This is a genomic window from Actinophytocola sp. (genome assembly GCF_036378875.1).
Taxonomy (GTDB): domain Bacteria; phylum Actinomycetota; class Actinomycetes; order Mycobacteriales; family Pseudonocardiaceae; genus Actinophytocola.
This window is the reverse complement of sequence record NZ_DASUVO010000104.1, coordinates 79,932-97,081: the sequence shown is the minus strand read 5'-3', so window position 1 is coordinate 97,081 and position 17,150 is coordinate 79,932. Positions and strand designations below refer to the sequence as shown.

Sequence of the window (17,150 nt, the reverse complement as noted above, 5' to 3'; positions counted from 1 at the left end):
ACCAGTCACACACGCGACGACCACTGCTACCACCGGGAGGCGGCCGCGCCAGGACCGAACCAGCGCTGCCCTGTCAGTCATGGCCACACCGTAAAAGTAATCGGTGAGGATCGTCCATCCTTGATCGATGGCAACTTCCGGCCATCGCTGTTGACGGCGGATGATCGCCACCAGAACAAAGGCGTGCGTGGAGCGGAACCAGGCCAGTCCCGCTCCACGCACGGGTTCGCCTATTCCGCGTAGGGCTGGTCCGTGCCCCTCGCGCTGTAGCCGTCCAGGTCCGCGAAGGAGCCGCCGTACCCGCCCCACGGCAGAGCACCGGCGGGCTTGAGGATCGTGGCACCGGCCTTGTCGGCCTCCGCGATCTTGGGGGAACCTCAGAACCGACGTGACCGATGGTCGAACAGGACTGGCTGAGTGATCGGTTCGCCGAGCACCAGGGACCGTTTGAAAGCGCTGGCTTACCGGATGCTCTGCTCACCCGGTGACGCCGAGGACGCGGTGCAGGAGGCGTGGCTGCGGGTCAGCCGCGCCGACACCGACCAGGTGGAGAACCCGGCCGGGTGGCTGACCACGGTCGTCGCCCGGGTCTGCCTGAACATGCTCGAGGCGCGCCGGGCCCGGCGCGAGGAGCCCGCCGGGGCGCTGCCGCCCGAACCAGCCGCACCGCACGCCGGCCCGGTCGACCCCGAGGGCGACGCGCTGCTGGCCGACTCGGTCGGCGTCGCGCTGATGGTGGTGCTGGACACGTTGACTCCCGCCGAGCGGCTCGCGTTCGTCCTGCACGATGTCTTCGACGTGTCGTTCGGCGAGATCGGCCGCGGGCGCCGAAGTGCTGCAGGAACCGATCAACCAACGCCACGGCGTCCGCGACTTCGCCTTCCTCGACCCTCCGGGAACACGCTGCGCTTCACGCAACCCCCGCGGCCCTGTTATCGGGGCGGTGGTCGGCGCGTCTCCTGTCCAAGGGCAGGATGACGGGCGAGGAGCGAACGCGAGTGGGTAACACACAACCGGGAATCGCGACGGTGGTGGCCGCGCAGGCGGGTGACCAGCGCGCGCTGGACGAGCTGGTGGCGGGCTACCTGCCGCTGGTCTACAACGTGGTCGGCCGGGCACTGGCCGGGCACAGCGACGTCGACGACGTGGTGCAGGAGACCATGCTGCGCGTCGTGGACGGGCTCGGCCAGCTGCGCAGTCCCGAGAGCTTCCGGTCCTGGCTGGTGGCCATCGCGATGCGGCAGGTCCGTGACAGGGGACGGCGGGTGGTCCGGGCGCCGGAACCGGTGCCGGACGTGGCCGACCCGGGCGCCGACTTCGTCGATCTCACGTTGCTTCGACTGGAGCTGTCCGGACAGAGGCGTGAGGTCGCCGAGGCCACGCGGTGGCTGGAGGGGAACGACCGGGAGCTGCTGTCACTGTGGTGGCTGGAGGCGTCCGACGAGCTGACCAGGGCCGAACTTGCGGCTGCCCTGGACATCACGACCCAGCACGCCGCCGTGCGTGTGCAGCGGGTGAAGGCGCGGCTCGCCGCGGGTCGGGCGGTGGTGCGCGTGTTGCGGGCCGACCATCGTTGCCGAGAGCTGGAGGTCGTGCTGCAGGAGTGGGACTGGCGGCCCAGCGCGGCATGGCGTCGCCGGATCGCCCAGCACACCAGGGACTGCCCGCTGTGCGAACACTCGTGGCGGGACCAGGTGCCCGCGGAGCGGCTCCTCGCCGGGCTCGCACTCGTTCCGCTGCCGGCGACTGTGCTGCCCGCCCTCCTCGGGCCGACCGCACGGACGACCCGTTGGTGGCAGGGTGTGGTGTCCAAGCCGGTCGCGGCGGGTGCCGCGGCGGTGGTGGCCGCCGGGGTGGCGGGCGCGATCGTCATGTCGCCCGCGAAACCGTCGACCCCGGTGGAAGCGGCCCCGGTGGCCGGGGTGATCACCAGTTCATCCACCACGTCCACCACCACGTCGAGCCCCACACCGTCCTCGTCGGTAACCACGACACCGCCGACGACCGTGCCCACCACGACGACGACCACACCACCCACGCCGCTGGGGCCTCGGTACGGGAGCGTGGTCGACACGGTCGACGAGGCACCGCACCCGCTCACCCCGCCCGCGCCGTTGCCGGTCCGTCCGGCGGGAGAGGTCACCGCGACCGGCGGGACGTACGCGGACCCGCAGAAGGGCTGGATCGGCGGGAAGTACGTGATGATGCGGCGCGGTGAACACGTCGTGCTCAGCGGTCGCGGGTACATCCAGGTGCGCTACGAGATCGCGTGGTTCAACCGCCCCGGCGGCATGGTCATGCCGACGTGGACCGGGCTGCGCGGCAAGCTGTTCCACGTCGCGTCGGGCGGACTGCGGCGGATGGACGACACGAAACCCGGCAACCCGCCCGAGAACACCTGGATGGGTCAGCCGACCGTCGGGTCCAGCGGCCCCGCGTCCGGCTACGTCGTGCTGCCCGACGGCGCACAACAGATGTGGCAGAACGAGTTCTTCTACCTCGACGGCGAGGTCACCCTCACCAACAACGAACGCGGCGCCGACTACAACATCACCGCGACGCCGAGGACCTGGGACGAGGTGACCGCCGACATCACCACCCGGCCACCCGCCGACCCGGCCACGAAGGGCTGGGTCCGCTACGGCCTGGTCCGCGACACCGGCGACGACGGCGCGCCCGTGCCGCAGTACCTCACCCGCACCACGCCCGCCGACCCGGCTCAGGTTCCCCAGGTGTCCGCAGTGGACTAAACGGTGTCCGTCAGTCCTGTCGCGCGGCCCTCGTCGTCCCACTGGACTTCCTGGACGCGCACCACCGCGTCACGGTTGATGGGGCCGAACACGTGGGGGAACAGGGTGCCGTCGGCGACGCCGGGCGGCGGCACCGGAGCCGGCGCCTCCCACTCACACCGTGCGGCCAGCTTCGCCTCGTCCAGGAGCACGGCCAGCAGCGGCCGCGACGCGGTGCGGTAGAAGGCGTTGACGACGGCCAACGTGACCGCCTCGTCGGCGAACAGTGGACGAAACCCTCCTCGACGAGGGACGCGGGTGCGTACGGCTCGTCCGGGCTGGCGTTCCACTCGTCGAGCGGCACGGCGTGGTAGATCATGACCAGATTCAACAGCAACGGCGCCCGGGTAGGGTGGTGCGCCCGCGATCCCAGAGGAGTGTTGCGACGTGGAACATCCCCACGACACCGAGGACCTCGTGCGACTCGTGAGCCTCACCCGCCAGGAACAGGGATGGACCCAGGCCCAACTCGCGACGGCGGCCGGCGTGCAGGAGCCGGTCGTGGCGTCCTTCGAGGCCCTGGAGATCTCACCGGCGCAGCCACTGGCGATGCGCTTCCTCGAAGCAATGGGCCGCGTCGAACCAGGCGTCTTCAGCTGAAACCCCGCGAGTCGCGCGTTCAGCCCCCGCGAGTCGCGCGTTCGGCCCCTGCGAGTCGCGTTCGGCCCCCGCGAGTTGCGTTTTGGAGAACACCCGGGGAGGGCAGGCCCTGGTCAGCGACTCGGCCGCTGACCAGGGCCACGCGCCTATCCAGTCACTTCGGTGAGGCTGCCGTCGGCGATGTGGTCCTCGACGGCTTTCGGTAGCAGGTATGCGGTGCCGCCGCCTGGCTGGTTGTGCCATGGGACGGTGACGCCGGAGAGGGTGTGCAGTTCCCGTTGCACGCGGTAGCGGCGTGGTCCTTGCTGCTCGCGGTCCGGTCGTAGTGACATGGCGGTGAACTCGGTGTTGTCGGCGAAGGTGAGGTTGCCGGTCGGTTCGCCGTATCGGATGACCTCGCGGCCGGGCATGAGCACCGCGATGTGCTTTTCGGTGAGCAGTGTGAGTGGTGGTTCGGTGGGCAGCGGTTGGATGGGCCAGTCGTTGAGTGCCTGTGCCGTGTTCCGATCGCTGCCGCCGAGTCGCCGGTTCGACGGGCTGATGGTGAGGCTGCCGAGCAGGTAGGCACCCGCGTCCCACAGTTTGTCGAACCGCCGCACCTTGAATGCCTTGCCACGCTCGTACATGGCGACCTGCCACTCGTCGTCGACGCGTTCGAGGCAGATCGCGCCTTCCTTCGGACCGAGGATCTCGTAGGCCCGGGGAATCGCGCCCGCCTCGCTCACCCGCCGCTCGATGATCGCGAGTACCCGGCGGTCGACGTCGGACAGCTCCGTCGGCGCTGCTGGCGCCGGCTCGGCGGGAGCCTGCTGTGCCGGGTGCTGTGGCCGCGGCTCCGGGATCTCACCGGTGAGCGCGAGGTAGGCGGCGTCCTTGGTCGCCTCGTCGGGCTGGGGTGGCGTGAACCCGTTGGCGCGGATGTGCGCGACCAGGTCCGGCTCGGGTGGCACGCCGTGCTTGGTCAGGTAGTGCGGCACGGACGCCGTCCAGATCCACGTCCCGTCGGTCAGGTAGGCGGCCGGCACGTCCGGCGTGCCCTCCGGGTCGAACACGTCCGGGTCGTAGCCGCGCCCACCCATGACCACATGTGCGGTGGTCAGGTACTTCACCACCTGCTGCAGCTCGGCCTCCGGCACGGGCGGCCGGTCGACCACCGGGCGGCCGTCGGGGCCCCGGTGGTCGAAGATGCGCGCCCGCCGGAAGCGGCCGGCCACCTCGGCGACCCGCTCCGCGTTCGGCAGCACGGTCTTCATCCAGTTCGCGACGCGGTCGGGCGTCCGGGGGAACATCTCCAGCTCGTCGAGCACGGCCCAGCGGGGCGGTGGCTTACGCCAGCGAGTCTCGTCCCGGTAGTCGACCGTGGTCTTGATCGGGTACTCGACGATGGTGCTGGCCGCCGTCCAGGTGCCGACGCCCTCCTTGTACATGCCGGCACGCAGCTGGCGGTAGAACTCGGGCAGCTCCGGCGGCAGCTCCCAGTCGCGGAGCTGGCCGTCGATGCCGAGGATGTGCCCGACGACCTCCTCGTGGCTGCCGGTGGCGCGGTACATCACCCGGATCTGCTCACGGTCGGCTGGCGCGCGCACCACCAGCAGGTCGGCGATCTTCCGCGTCAGCTCGCGCTGGCCCTCGATGCCGAGCGGCGTTGGGCGGGTCATGAAAGGAAGTCCTCCTACCAGGCGGGTCAGTGCGATTCCGGTTGAGGAGCGCTGTTCCCGGCTTGTTCGATCACGTTCCGAAGCCAACCGGGGACCTTCTCCGCCGGCCGTGGGTAGGTCTCGAGGTCGCGCTTGAACACGACCGGCGGGATCGGCGGCTCCCACAGCGGGTCGTGCTCGTAGTTGTAGAAGATACGAAACTCACCCGGCGGGTTGATCACGTACCTGGCCGACAGCCAGGCACCGAGCTCTGGCCGGTACATCAGTTTGCGCAGCTCCAGCATCGCCTGTGCCGCCTCTGCCGGGGGATCGACCTCCGCATAGGAGAGGTCGGTCATGATCACGGAGAGACCGAAGTCCTGCACACCCTCCGCGATCTTCGCGATCAGGTCGATCCGCCGCCACCCCTCCGGTGCGGCGCCGATCAACGCCGCACCGGTCTGCTGCAGCAGTTCCTCGTACCGTTGCTGCTGGGCCTGCGTGACCTGTGGCTCAGACATTGCTCCGTTGTCCCCTGCTAGTTGTCGTAACGGCGGAAGTGGATCCTGATCCTGCCATTACTGCTCTGCATGACCCACCGCTCGTGCACCACTGTCGGCTGGGCCGGGTTACCCACGTGGGAACCTTCCGTGTAGAAGTCGTGCCACAGGATGGTGGTCCCGCGACGCTGTTCGCGCCCGGCCTCCATGTCCTGGCCGTACCACGTCTCCCTGCTCGGCTGGCCCTTCTTCGGCCGGTTCTCGTCGCTGTCCTGCGGGAACTGGTTCCGCGCGTCGGGATGGCCATCCGCCTGGGTCGGCCGGATGTGCCCGCCGTCCGTGCCGGTGCCGAACGCGGCCACCAGGTCCTGCGCGTGCTGGCTCCTCGGCGCCGAGTGGCCGTACGTGCGCGTGTCGGTGGCCGAGTACGTCACCCCGTGCTCGTCGGTCACGTAGACGTCCTGGCCGTTGATCCGCGTGACCGTGTTCGGTGGGAAGTTGTTGAGCTCGGGGTTGAGGTCGCCGACGTTGACCCGGCCACTGCCGCTGTCCGGGCTCGAGTGGGTGTCGATCGCCACCACCCGCGCCAGGCCTCCGTTGTTCGGATCCGGCGGACCCGTGTAGAGCGTGGTCGTCCCGTTCGGCGTGTTGTGCACGATCTCGGTGTACGGCGGCCAGCCGGTGCGGTCGCTGAGTGCCTCGCGAGGACTCAACGGACGGACCAGCGGGCTGTCCGCCGGCAGGTTCGGGTCGGTGGACGGGAACGTCGTCGACTGGTCGAACCTCGGCTGCTCCCACTCGTGGTACCGCGGCGGCAGCCCGTCGTCGTCGGTGGTGTAGATGTGGGACGCACCGTCGACGGTCACCCGGTAGGTCGTGTTGGGCTCCGGGTAGGACGCGTCCGGGTTCTGGTCGGCACTCGCCTCCCTGATGCCGTCCCGCTCGTTGCCCACCTGCAGGTCGGCGTGGGTGATCACGCCGTCGCCGTTGGTGTAGTAGTCGCCGCGACCGGGGACGTGGTACATCGTGTTCGGCGTCAGGCCGTCCCGCCCGATCAGCTGCTCGCCGGTTCGCAACGGCCGGTGCGCGTCGTTCGGGTTCGCCGTGGCGGCCGCGTTGTCGTCGACGTCGATCTGGACCGGGTCGCCCAGGTTGTCGACCCGGGGCGGGACGAAGAGGTTCTGGATCCGGCTCCGGTCGACGTCCCCGCCGAACGGCACCGGCTCGCGACCGCTGTCGCCGGTGGTCGGCGTCGGACCGTCGTCCGGTGTGCCGGCCGTGTCGGACGGCGCCTGGGTGTCGACCGGGAGCCCGTTGCTGCCGGTGTCGCTGAAGCTGCCGTCCGGCTCGAACGCCCGCCAGCCGCCGTCCGGCGGGATGGTCGGGTGCGGTCGGCCGTCCGGTCCGATGGTGTCGACGCTGGACGAGTACGGCGTGGTGTTGCGCTCGCCTGACCAGGACCGCTCCGTCGGCGCGATCACCTGTGCGCCGGACGACCGGGCCAGGTCCGCGGCGAGACCGTCGGGGCTCCGGCCGGCCTCGCACCCGTTCAGGATGATCGGGTCGGTGCCGTTCCAGCCCATGTGACGGGCCAGGTCGGCCAGGTCCGCGCCGCTCAGGCGTTGCCCGTTGACGATCGCGTGCTGGCCGTCGCTGTGCACGTCGAGGACGAAGTGCCCGTCGATCGGCGTGACGGCGTTGGCCGCGTTCCGGGTGATGGTGTCGGTCGAGTCGAACAGCGCCCCACCCGCCGGGGTGCGGAAGCTGCTGTCGTCCGCGATCTGCTGGAGGTTGTCCGGCAGCTGCGGTGGGCCGTCGCCGTCCGGCATGCCACCGTCGTCGCCCCGGTCGGCGTCGCCGCTGGTGTCGGTGTCAGGCGTGCTGTCGTGGGCGTCGTCGACGGAGATCGTGTCGGTGTTCGGAGTGCCGTCGCCGCTGTCGCGCCCGAACGAGTCCGGAAGTACCCGCCCGTTGCCCGGCGCGACGTGCACCTCCCTGAGGATGCCCGCGTCGAGCAGTTCCTTGACGGTGACGCCGTCCTCGAGGGTGAACTGGCGACCGCCGCCGGGCTGGCCGAGCGCCGGCGCCACGTCGGCCAGCGTGCCGGGCAGCCCGTTCGGGTCGGCGACGACGTAGACGTGATAGCCGACCTGCGCGTTGTCCGGGAAGATCGCCCGGTCGCGGTAGTGGTACGGCTGTCCGTCGGAGTTCAGCGGGGAAAGATACCTGCCCGTCGTCTCGCCGCCGAACCGGTCGATGACCGTGCCCTCCGGCAGCGTGACCTGTCGCTCCGACCCCGGCACGGCGCCTTCGTTGGGCGGCCAGATGTTCGTCTGGTAGGTGCCGTCCGGTCGGTGATGTGCGTTGAAGTCGTCCTGCGAGCTGTGGACACCCCACGGGTTGTGGTCGGCGATGAGCGGTGCGACCCGCTGGTCGTAGCTGCCCATCCCGTTGGAGCGGTCGCCGCCCATCGGGATGTACTCGCCCATGTCCGCGAACGGGTGCTCGCCCTGTTGGGTGCCGAGGAAGGTCAGCGGCACACCGTTGTCGTCGACCGGCGGTCCCGAGGTCGTGTCCCCCGCGACCGGCGCCGCGTCCGAGTCGGAGGTGTCGCCGGTGTCGCCGTCCGTGGTGTCGTCTGGCGTGTCGTCCTCCGGCGCGGGGCCCTCGGTGTCGTCGCCCTTGATCGGCTCGTCGGTGCTGCTGTCGCTGTCCGGTGTCGGATCGGCGGTCGGCGGCTTGTCGGAGTCCGCCGGGGGAGTGGTGTCCTCCGGCGAGCGGGAGGCGTCCGGTTCCGGGGCACGCGAGACGTCTTCCGGGGACCGGGAGGTGTCCGGTTCTGGGGACCGGGACGTGTCTGGTTCCGGTGTGCGGGTGGTGTCGGGTTCTGGGGAGCGCGTGCCGTCTGGTGCCCGCGAGGTGTCGGATTCCGGAGAGCGGGACGTGTCTGGTGTGCGCGTGGTGTCTGGTTCTGGGGACCGGGACGTGTCTGGTGCGCGCGTGGTATCTGGTGCCGGGGAGCGGGAGGCGTCCGGTGTGCGCGTGGTGCCGTCTGGTGTGCGTGTGGTGTCTGGTGCCGGCGAGCGGGAGGCGTCCGCGCCCGGCTGGCTTGGGGTGGGTCGATCCGGGGTTGGACCTGTCCGGTCCGGTGTTGGCCCGGTGTCGGGACGCGGGCCGGCGTCCGGCCGCGTGGTCGGACCGCCAGGGTGGGTGCCCATGCCGGGATGTGTGCCCATGCCGGGTTGCGTGCCCATGCCGGGGCGAGGACCCATGTCCGGCCGTGAACCGGCGTCGGGCCGGGGGCCTGCTGGCCCGGTTGGTCCGGTCGGTCCCATCGGGGAGCCTGGACGGACCGGACCGGCCGGTCCCTGCCCGGGCTGGCCCGGTGGCCGGTTGAACGCCTCCGGCCGTGACCCGTCTGGCCGTGACCCGTCTGGCCGTGATCCATCTGGCCGTGGGCCCATGTCCGGTCGTTGGCCACCCTCGGGTCGGGGCCCGAAGCCACCGGGACCCGCGTTGGGGTTGGGGCCGGCGCCGGGGCCGAACGGCCGCGCGCCGGGACCGTAGTCCGGGCGCGGCCCGCCAGGCTGTGGTCCACCTGCCTGTGGTCCACCTGCCTGCGGTCCGCCGGGTTGTGGTCCGCCGGGTTGTGGGCCGAACCCGGGACCCTGCATCGGCGGCCCGGCGAAGCCCTGGTTGGGCTGCGGCGGGACACCGCGCTGGTCGGGCATCCCGCCGGACTGTCCGCGCGGGTCGCCGTAGTTACCCGGGTCGGTGTACGACGATGGGCTCGCGGAACTCAGGCCGGCCGCGGAGGTGAACGTGTCGGCCGGGCCGGTGCTCTCGTTGCCACGCCAAGGGGTGCCGCCACCGCCACCCTCCGGGAACCCGCCGCCACGACCACCGGGCGCGCCGCCCATGGGGGCGCCACCCATCGGGGCGAAACCGCTGTTGCCGCCGGGCGTGCCCTGGGAACCGGGCGTGTGGTCGCCGGGCCCGGAGCTGCTCGGGCCGAACCCGCCGGGTCCGCCGGGCGTTGGCCCGCCGGACGGCGCGGGACCACCCGACGTCGGTCCACCCGCGGGGCCGTAACCACCTGGGGTGCCACCGGGTGCGGGGCTGCCCGCCCCGGGACCGAACCCGCCGGGCGAGCTTTGCCCGTTCGGAGCCGGTCCGTCGGCGGGACTGTAGGCAGCCGCGGGCATGCCGGACTGACCCAGCGGCCCGGAACCACCGGGCATGTGAGGCCCGGCACCGGGAGAGCCGGCCGGGGTCGGTCCACCCGTGGGTCCGCTGCCGGGGGTTGGTCCACCTGTGGGGTTTGGTCCGCCGCTGGGGTTTGGTCCGCCGGCAGGGTTCGGGCCGTGGCCACCCATGCCGGGTCCGCCCATGCCAGGTCCGCCGAGGTTGCTGGGACCGCTCGGGCCGTGCCCGCCCATGCCTGGCGCGCCGGCACCTGGGCCGGCCGTGCCGGGGTTGCCCGCACTGGGCCCGCCGGTGCTTGGGGAGTCGGGGCTGAGCCCGCCGGTTCCTGGGCTGCCGGCGCTTGTTCCACCAGGCCCGCCAGCCGCTGGCCCGCCGGAGCCGTGGCTGCCGGCGCTTGGCCCACCGGATCCGGGGCCGCCTGCTGCTGGCCCGCCGAATCCTGGGCCACTGGCGGCTGGTCCGCCAGCCGAGGGCCCGCTCGCACCGTGGCTGCCGGCTCCCGGCCCACCCGCACCTGGGCTGCCCGTGCCTGGTCCGCCCGCACTTGGCCCACCCGCACTTGGGCTGCCTGCACCGCCTGTGCCTGGTCCGCCTGCGCTTGGTCCGCCCGCGCCTGGGCTGCCCGCACTTGGACTGCCTGCACCGCCCGCGCTTGGTCCGCCCGCGCCTGGGCTGCCCGCACTTGGGCTGCCTGCACCGCCTGTGCTTGGTCCGCCCGTGGCAGGGCTACCGGCTCCGGGGCTGCCCGCACTCGGGCCGCCCGTGCCGGGGCCTCCAGTGCCAGGCCCGCCTGTGCCTGATCCGGTTCCCGGGCTGCCCGCGCCGGATCCGCCGCTGCCAGGCCCGCCAACGCCTGAGCCGCTGGCGCCGCCGGCACCCGAACCGCCCGGACTGCCGGTGCCCGAACCGCCTGGGCTGCCGGTGCCGGAACCACCCGGGCTGCCCGCGCCGGAACCGCCCGGGCCGCCCGCCGAGGAGCCGCCGGTACCGGCCGACGAGCCGCCACCCGAACCAGGGCCGCCACCCGAACCAGGGCCGCCGCCCGAGCCAGAGGAGCCGCCCGAGCCGGGGGAGCCGCTGCCGCCGAAACCGCCGGAGCCGCCCGAGGGTAGGCCGCTGGGTCGGGGAGCGCCGCCGGCCGGTGCCTGGCCGGGACCGGAGCCGCCGCCCTGTTGGCCGCCTGGGGCGTAGCCGCTTGGTGCGTTCTGGGGGCCATCGCCTGGGCTCGACGTGGGCAGGCGCGGTGGCGCGCCGGTGCCGGGAGAGCCCGAAGAGCCTGGGCCGTCCGGACTGGGGGTCAGTCCGGAGGCGGACGTGCTGTTGTCACTGCCGCGCGACCCTGGCGTGGCGGGTGACGGCGCACCGGGTGACCCCGTCCCCGGCGAACCGGCGCCGTCGGGACTGCCGCCCGGCGAGCCTGGTGAGCCCGGAGGCGACCCGGGCGATCCGGGCGTGCCGGGCGATCCGGGGGGTGAGCCTGGTGTGCCGGGAGATCCCGGAGGCGAACCTGGTGTGCCGGGCTCGCCGCCTGGCAGGTTCGAGCCGTCCGGGGTGTTGACCGTCGGGGTGTCGAAGTGGGTCTTGGCGCCGCCGACGCCGCCGCCTACGCCGCCGGACACGCCGGCCTTCAGCAGGTCGCCTGCGGTGATGTCCTCGCCCGTGATCGCGGCGGTGGCCACTGTCGAGCCGACGCCCTCCACGGCCCCTCGGACGGCACCTTCCGCGATGTTCCCGCCCAGGCCGGTGGCCCTCGTCGGGACGAAGTCCAGGCCGCCGCCGATGGCGCCGGAGACCGCGCCGGAGAGGGCCGCGTTGCCGGTCTTGCCCCAGTCCCAGCTGTGGCGGTCGCCCTTGGCGAACTGCAGGCCCTGGATGGCGACGTCGATGGCGACCTCCATCACCATCTCGCGCAGGATCGCCATGATCAGTTTGCGGAAGATCATCTGGACCGTGATGCGCGTGGCCGCCTGGGCGATCGGGATGCCGGCGGTGGACGCGCCGAACGTGCCGAAGGCGGCGGCGATCATCGCGGCGATCTCGATGGCCAGCATGATCAACGCGGCGATGATCGAGTACTTGGCGTACTCCACCTCGAGCGCGCAGTTGTCACACGACTCGCCGAGGCCCTCACATGCCTTCTGCAGCGAGGTCAGATAGGCCTCGTCGCCCTCGACGAACTGCTTCCAGTAATTACGGAAGGCGTCGGCCGCCTCCCCGTCCATCCCGGCCAGCGCCTGGTCCACCGCGCCCTGCGCCTGGGTGATGACCTCACCGATGTCGACGCCGCCGGCACGCCAGGCATCACCGAGCGCGCGCAGCTTGTCCTCGTCGCCTTCTGGCCAGCTCTCTCCGACGACGATCGGGAACAGCCAGGTGATCTCTGGTGGGATGTTGATGGACACCCGTGACTCAGCCTTCCATCGCCTTGTAGCCGGTGGCGCTCGTGGTGTCGACGCCCTCGTAGGCGTTCGCGGACTCGTCGAGGGCCTTCTTGATGGCCTGCAGCGCCTCGGACAGCGACCCGAACGCGTCGCGGACCTTCTGCGAGTTCGGCACATAGTCCTTGGCGAACGACTGCCCCGACTCGTCGTTCCCCCAGCACTGGCCCTGCGCGTCGAGGGCGCCGCCCAGCGTCGTGCCCGCGGTGCTCAGCGCGTCCCCGGCACCGCCGACCCCGGTGGCACCGGCGCGGATCCGGTCCGGCTGGACTGTGAATCCATCAGGCATGGGTGGCTAGTCCCTCCCGTAGATGGTGACGTCGTTCTCTTCGTCGTCGTCATCGTCGCGACGGGCAGGCCGCGACGGCGGGGGCTCCGGGGCACTGCCCTCGGCCGCAGGCGGGCGCAGCAGGTCGCCGAACGACGGCGCGCCCTCGAACAGGTTCGACAGGTCCGGGGTGTTCTCCTGGAGCGGGGCCAGCGCCTCGTCGACCTCCTCGCGCGCGGCCCTGGCCGCGGCCTGCGAGGTCTGGAGGACCATGCGGGCGAGCCGTTCCGGCGTGTACCGGTCGAACGCCGCCTGCGAGAACTCGAGGTTGGTGAGCACTCCCGCCGGGTTCACCTCCGCGCGGACCAGACCGTCCTCCGAGATGGCCCTCCCGGTGACCGCGTTCGCCCTGGCCTGCGCGTCGGCGAGGGCGGCGGTGCGGCGTTGCAGGTCGGTCATCAGCTGAGCGACGTTCTCGCGCATGGCGGCGTTGCGTGCTTCCAACTGCGCCCGACGATCAGCGGGATTGGTCATGGTCTGCTTCCCCCTCGGAGGACTGTTACGGCCTCAGACGCACCGAAGCCCGTTTCGGATTCACGGAACCAAGAACAAATTGGTCCGCCCTGGTCGCGCGGCCTACAGCTTCACACATGACACTGTCCGTAGTGGTCAGAACCCGCCAATCCGGGTCCCGATGATCACTGTGGACACGTCGAAGGCCCGGCGGCCGGCCAGTACAGGCCGACCACCGGGCCATGGTGCCCCAGTGGGGTTGTCTGAATTCAGTAATGGATCACGTTGAGGTAGCGGCGGGGGAGGTAGTGTTCCAGCCCGCCGTACGGGTAGGTGACGCGGCGATGCACGGTTCCGGATCCGCCCGACTGCTCGAACCCCCAGTATGCCGTCCGATCGTCGTCGATCCACTCGTGGAACACGGCGACATGGCGGATGAGGCGGCTGCCCTCGGTGCGCAGCAGCACATCGCCGGCGCGCAGGTCGTCCCTGTCGATTGGTTCGCTGACCTTGGCGAGCCCGAGCGTGTCGAGTCCCCCTCTGCGGTCGTGCGGGACGCTGGGCAGGCCCCATGCCATCGAGACGTAGCCCGAGCAGTCGGTGCGGTAGATCCCGAACTCGTTGTGGTGGAACTTGGTCGTGCGGTACGGAACGGACGGCCGCAACCAGCTCTCCGCGCGTTCGATGATCTCGCTGCGCCGGATCGGCGGGCCCAGCCGGATCGGCGTCTCGACCTGGTCCTGTGCGGCCACCTTCGAACCTCCTCTCGTGTGTCTGACACGAGAAGGTTCGCGTGCTCGGCTGCAAGCCTCCTGCAAAAGCCGCCAGCCGGACCTATAAGTCCCCTATAAGAACGTGTTCGTACCAGGTCGCGGGCGTGTGGCCGGTCAGCTCCGCCGCCTCGCGGCCACCGACGGCCAAGAACAGCTCACGGGCACGCCGCCACTGCTCGTCGGACTGTGTCGCGGCGGCCAGGTCCCGCAGCGTTCTCGCCTGCCACAGCGGCAGCTTCAGCTCCTCCCACTCCGCCAGCGCGGCGGTGAGGGTCCGTGTGGCGAGGGCCTGGTCGCCGGTCGCCAGCTGCAGTTCGCCCAGCGTGCGGGTCATCAGCGCGATCCCGAACCGGTCGCCGTGGCGGGTGCAGCTGTCCAGGCAGTCCATGAGCAGGTCCGCCATGCCGTCGATGCGGCCGAGCCGGAGCAGCGCCTTCGCCGTCGACTGCCGGGCATACGTGGCGCCGAGATCGTCGCCCGCCGACTCGAGCAGCGCCGTGGCCCGGGCGGACAGTGCGGCGGCTTCCGCGTGCTCGTCGCGGGCGCGGTGGCACAGGCTCACCCCGCGCAGCGCCAGCGCCTCGCCCCGGCTGTCGCCCGCCTTGCGGTACAGCTCGACGCAGCGGTGCAGGAGAACCGCCGCCTCGGCGATGTCGCCGTGGTCACGGCTGATGACCCCGAGGCCGTAGCAGGCCGCGGCGACCACGGCGTCGTCACCGATCTTCTCCCCGAGCGCGGCGGCGGCTTCCAGGTCGCGGCGTGCGGCGTCGAACCCCGCGAGATCGCGGCGGACCGTGCCGAGCCCGACCAGCGCCACCGCCCGCGTCGCGTCGTCCCCGACGGCCAGCGCGTGTGCCTCGGCACCGGTGAAGTGCTCGAACGCGGTGTGGAAGTCGTCCTTCTCGTAGTGCAGCTGGCCGAGACCCGCCAGCACCATGGCCTCGGCCTGGCGGTTGCCGGCGGCGCGGGCGACTCGGAGCGCGACGTCGTGGGTGCGCTGCCAGCCGTCGAACTCGTTGCGGGCGGCGAACGGGGAGGACAGCAGAGACGTGATCAACAGCGTGGTCATGCTGTCGATGCCGAGCTCACCGGCCCGCTCGACGGCCCGCACCACCGCGGCCGTCTCCGACTTGAACCAGCCGGTCGGGTCGTCCTCGACCTCCGCGACGAGCTCGCGGTCCACGGCAACGCTCGGGTCGAGGTTCGGCCGCAGCCCCAGCGTCACCCTCGGCAGCTTGCGGGAACCGGCCTCGACCAGCGCCATCCAGGTGGCCAGGAGGCGGGACACGGCCGCCGCGATCTCCTCGGCGGACTCGGCGGCCTGCGCGTGCTCGGCGCCGAAGAGCTGCACGAGGTCGTGGAAGCGGTAGCGGACCCGGCCGATGCCGTCCACCCCGGCCACGTCAAGAAGTCTCAGGTCGACCAGCTGCTCGACGGTTTCCTCTGCCTCGTCGAGGGGGATGTCCAGCAGCGGCGCGGCCACCCACCACCCGAGGTCCGGCAGGTCCAGCACGCAGAGCAGGTGGAACGCCCGCCGCTGCTGGTCGGACAGCTCGGTGTAGTTCAACGCCAGGCTCGACCGGATCGCCAGGTCGCCGACGGCCAGCTCGTCGAGCCTGCGGCGTTCGTCGGACAGCCGCGCCGCCAGCGACCGCAGCGGCCAGTGCGGGCGGGCCAGCAGCTTGGCCGCGGCGGCCCGGATCGCCAGCGGCACCCCGCCGCACAGGTCCGCGATCCGCTCCGCCGCCGCGCGCTGGCTGGCGACCCGGTCCGCGCCGATGATCTTGCTGAGCATCTCGACGGCGGTCGCGGTGGAGAAGAAGCCCAGCTCGACCGGTTCGACGCCCTCCAGCCCGGTCAACCGGGAACGGCTGGTGATCAGCACCAGGCAGTGCGGGTCGCCGGGGAGCAGCGGCCGCAGCTGGTGTTCGGCACGCGCGTTGTCCAGCACGATGACGAGTCGCCGGCCGGACACGGTGCGCCGGTACAGCTCGACCCGGTCGTCAACGCCCGCCGGCAGGTCGGCGGTGGCGACGCCGAGCGCGCCGAGGAACCGGCCGAGCACCTCGAACGCGCCGGCCTCGCGGTCGTAGCCGCGCAGGTCCGCGAACAGCTGCCCGTCCGGGTAGTCGCCGCGCAGCAGGTACGCGGCGTGCACCGCCAGCGCCGACTTGCCGGCGCCGCCGAACCCGGACACCACCACCGTCGGCGTGTTCGTCCGGGTGTCGGCGTCGGCGGTCGCGCGGCGCAGCACGGTCTCCAGCGCGTACTCCCGGCCGGTGAAGTCGCCGATGTCGGGCGGCAGGTTCCTCGGCACGGCCGACCTCGGCGGCGCCGGGGCAGCGGGCGCCCGCGCCGGCCGCGCGGTGCTCAGCGTGCCGGCGAGGATCTCGCCGTGCAGCTCACGGAGCCGCTCACCCGGTTCCAGCCCCAGCTCGTCGAGCAGCCGCTCCCGCCCGTCGCGGTAGACCGCGAGCGCGTCGGCCTGCCGGCCCGTCTCGTAGAGGACGCGCATCAACAGCCCGCGTGCCTCTTCTCGCAGTGGATGCGTGGTGACCAACGCACGCAGTGGTTTCGTCAGCTCGCCCGCGCGCCCCAGCGCGAGCAGGCACCGGGCGAAGCCCTCCTCGGCGCCGAGCCGTTCCTCGGCCAACCCGTCGGCGCGCACCCTGGCGAAGTCGGCGTCCACCCCGCCGAACGCGGGTCCTCGCCACAACCCCTGCGCGAGCTCGTAGTGCCGGGCGGCGGTCTCGTGCTCGTCCTCGCGCTCCGCCCGCCGCGCGAGGTCGAGGTGCCGTTCGAAGGACTCGAGATCACTGTCGTCCGGCGTGACGTTCAGCAGGTAGCCGGGCGCCCTGGTCACCACGACGCCGGGCATTCCCGCGGCCGTGAAACCGCGGCGCAGCGCCGAGACATAGGTGTGCACCAGCGCGACCGCCGACTGCGGCGGCGAGGTGTCCCAGATCAGGTCGACGAGCCGGTCCACCGACACGACCTGCCTCGCCTGCAGCAGCAGCGCCGATAACAGCGCCTTGGGTTTGGGACCACCGAGGTTGGTCGCGACCCCACGAACCTCGACCGGCCCCAACACGAGAACACGCACACGTTAACGCTATGCCGCAAGCGTGCAGGAGATCCACTGAGTCATGGCCTCGCTGGAGCTCGGCGTTCGCGGGCCTCAATCCGGCGTCTTCCCTCCTGCGCGCGCAGACCCCGGGCTCGTTCCTCGCGGGGGTCTGCGTGCTCGTCAGTCCAGACGTCGGCGGCCCGCTCAGGACATGGCCTCGCTGCCGCTCGGCGTTCGCGGGCCTCAATCCGGCGTCTTCCCTCCTGCGCGCGCAGACCCTGGGCTCGTTCCTCGCGGGGGTCTGCGTGCTCGTCAGTCCAGACGCCGGCGGCCCGCTCAGGGACATGCGCTCGTTGGCG

At 71.8% G+C, this 17,150-nt stretch carries 12 protein-coding genes; 3 read left to right on the top strand and 9 right to left on the bottom strand.

Annotated elements, in window-relative coordinates; all coding sequences use genetic code 11:
• On the bottom strand, window positions 1–222 hold a 222-nt coding region (locus VF106_RS32180; protein ID WP_330843658.1), incomplete at its 3' end, for a hypothetical protein.
• Window positions 223–447: 225 nt separating this feature from the next.
• Between VF106_RS32180 and VF106_RS32175 the strand changes: the two genes are divergently transcribed.
• Together VF106_RS32175 and VF106_RS32170 are read left to right on the top strand one after the other, a co-directional pair.
• Entirely contained in the window at window positions 448–978 is a 531-nt protein-coding gene (locus tag VF106_RS32175) for a sigma factor (protein ID WP_414639109.1), read from the top strand.
• Window positions 979–998: 20 nt separating this feature from the next.
• The gene (locus VF106_RS32170) at window positions 999–2,750 is read left to right on the top strand and encodes an RNA polymerase sigma factor (RefSeq protein WP_330843657.1); all 1,752 of its coding nucleotides are present in this window, start codon (window positions 999–1,001) and stop codon (window positions 2,748–2,750) included.
• Here the strand turns inward: VF106_RS32170 and VF106_RS32165 are convergent.
• Window positions 2,747–3,079 carry a DUF952 domain-containing protein gene (locus VF106_RS32165; RefSeq protein ID WP_330843656.1) on the bottom strand — a complete coding sequence of 111 codons (333 nt, stop codon included), beginning with the start codon at window positions 3,077–3,079 and terminating at the stop codon, window positions 2,747–2,749. The genes VF106_RS32170 and VF106_RS32165 overlap by 4 nt on opposite strands.
• 97 nt (window positions 3,080–3,176) lie before the next feature.
• Here VF106_RS32165 and VF106_RS32160 point away from each other — a divergent pair, with 97 nt between their 5' ends.
• Window positions 3,177–3,389: a helix-turn-helix domain-containing protein gene (locus VF106_RS32160; protein ID WP_330843655.1), complete on the top strand. Its 213-nt coding sequence runs from the start codon at window positions 3,177–3,179 to the stop codon at window positions 3,387–3,389.
• A 146-nt stretch (window positions 3,390–3,535) separates the two neighbouring features.
• Here VF106_RS32160 and VF106_RS32155 read toward each other — a convergent pair whose 3' ends face one another.
• From VF106_RS32155 to VF106_RS32125, 7 genes are all read right to left on the bottom strand, one after another.
• The gene (locus VF106_RS32155; protein WP_330843654.1) at window positions 3,536–5,047 is read right to left on the bottom strand and encodes a TNT domain-containing protein; all 1,512 of its coding nucleotides are present in this window, start codon (window positions 5,045–5,047) and stop codon (window positions 3,536–3,538) included.
• Between the two features lie 26 nt (window positions 5,048–5,073).
• Window positions 5,074–5,547 carry a hypothetical protein gene (locus tag VF106_RS32150; protein WP_330843653.1) on the bottom strand — a complete coding sequence of 158 codons (474 nt, stop codon included), beginning with the start codon at window positions 5,545–5,547 and terminating at the stop codon, window positions 5,074–5,076.
• Between the two features lie 17 nt (window positions 5,548–5,564).
• Window positions 5,565–12,134, bottom strand: a complete 6,570-nt coding sequence (locus VF106_RS32145) for a WXG100-like domain-containing protein (RefSeq protein ID WP_330843652.1) — start codon at window positions 12,132–12,134, stop codon at window positions 5,565–5,567.
• 7 nt (window positions 12,135–12,141) lie between these two features.
• On the bottom strand, window positions 12,142–12,459 hold the full coding sequence (locus tag VF106_RS32140) for a WXG100 family type VII secretion target (protein ID WP_330843651.1): 318 nt from the start codon (window positions 12,457–12,459) through the stop codon (window positions 12,142–12,144).
• 6 nt (window positions 12,460–12,465) lie between these two features.
• Window positions 12,466–12,972 (bottom strand): YbaB/EbfC family nucleoid-associated protein, encoded by a 507-nt coding sequence (locus VF106_RS32135; protein ID WP_330843650.1) that lies wholly within the window; start codon window positions 12,970–12,972, stop codon window positions 12,466–12,468.
• A 248-nt stretch (window positions 12,973–13,220) separates the two neighbouring features.
• Window positions 13,221–13,703 (bottom strand): NlpC/P60 family protein, encoded by a 483-nt coding sequence (locus tag VF106_RS32130; protein WP_330843649.1) that lies wholly within the window; start codon window positions 13,701–13,703, stop codon window positions 13,221–13,223.
• 82 nt (window positions 13,704–13,785) lie between these two features.
• Window positions 13,786–16,827: an AfsR/SARP family transcriptional regulator gene (locus tag VF106_RS32125; RefSeq protein ID WP_330843648.1), complete on the bottom strand. Its 3,042-nt coding sequence runs from the start codon at window positions 16,825–16,827 to the stop codon at window positions 13,786–13,788.
• Window positions 16,828–17,150 lie beyond the last annotated feature (323 nt).